General features: G+C 58.1%; 1 protein-coding gene. It reads left to right on the top strand.

Going from position 1 to position 1,356, the window contains the following annotated elements:
* Positions 1-120: 120 nt before the first annotated feature.
* Positions 121-1,356, top strand: a 1,236-nt coding sequence (locus V6C16_RS13360) for an Rne/Rng family ribonuclease (protein ID WP_333543448.1), incomplete at its 3' end; no start/stop codon positions are given.

Below are 1,356 nucleotides of genomic sequence, written 5' to 3'. Positions count from 1 at the left end.
GACGGTGCAGCCGCCAGGGAAAGCTCCGGCGCAGCCCCCACGGCAGACAGCAAAAAAACCGCCCCCACGGAAAGCGGCAAGCACAAGAGCAAGTCCGAGTCGGCAGGCACGCGGCGGCGCATGTTCATCAGCGTTCTGCCCGGTGAGCAGGTGGAAGTGGCGCTGACCGAAGACGGCCAGTTGCTGGAATACTATCTGGACATGCTGCACCAGCGCAAAATCAAGGGCAATATTTACAAGGGTGTCATTCACAATATCGACACCAATCTTCAGGCCGCCTTCGTGAGCTACGGCGCCGGAAAAAATGGCTTTTTACAGATAGACGAAATTCATCCGGAGTATTGGCTGACCCACCATGAACCGGCCAAGGGCAAAAAGTTTCCTCCTATCCAGAAGGTGCTCAAGGCTGGTCAGGAAGTGCTTGTGCAGGTTGTTAAAGAACCTACAGGCAGCAAGGGCGCGTTTTTGACCACCTGGCTTTCGCTGGCCGGACGTTTTCTTGTGCTCACCCCCGGGCAGGAGCAGATCGGCGTTTCGCGCAAGGTGGATGATGAAGAGGAACGCAGCCGCCTGCGCGAAATGATGAACGGCATTGATCCCGGCCAGGGCCTGGGCGTTATTGTGCGGACTGTCAGCGCGGGAACCACAAAAACGACCCTCAAAAATGACCTGCAGTACCTCAAAAGGGTCTGGCGCGACATTCGCAAAAAAGCCACCGAAGTAACGGCTCCGGCACTTATCTATCAGGAACCGGGCCTGTCGGAACGCGCCGTGCGCGACTACCTGACCGAAGACGTGGGCGAAATCTGGGTTGATCACGAAGACGTGGCGCAGAGCATTCGCGAAACCGTCAACCTGCTCTTTCCGCGCAAAAGCGATCTGGTGCGCCTGCACAGCGATGTGCGGACCTCCATGTGGGAACGCTTCAGCCTGCGCCGCCAGCTGGACCAGATATATACCCGCGAGGTGCTGCTGCCCTCTGGCGGCAGGCTGGTTTTCGATCAGACCGAAGCCCTCATGGCTGTGGACATCAACTCCGGCAAGATTTCGGGCAAAGGCAATTTTGAGGCAATGGCGCACAAGACCAATATGGAAGCCGCTGAAACCATCGCCCGCCACCTCAAGCTGCGTGATATCGGTGGGCAGGTCGTCATAGACTTCATCGAAATGCGCGACAAAAAGCACATCATTGAAGTGGAAAAAACCTTGCGCTCCGCCATGAAGAACGACCGCGCGCGCCACGATGTGGGCCGCATGAGCGCCTTCGGCCTTCTGGAACTGGTACGTCAGCGCACCGGCTCTTCAGCTCTGGCCATCACTATGGAGCCATGCCCGGCCTGCGGCGGCACCGGACAG

Origin of the sequence: Desulfovibrio sp. 1188_IL3213 (genome assembly GCF_036763145.1) — a bacterium.
Lineage (GTDB): Bacteria > Desulfobacterota > Desulfovibrionia > Desulfovibrionales > Desulfovibrionaceae > Desulfovibrio.
The sequence above is the reverse complement of the archived record's forward strand: the minus strand, read 5'-3'. Positions and strand labels throughout refer to the sequence as shown.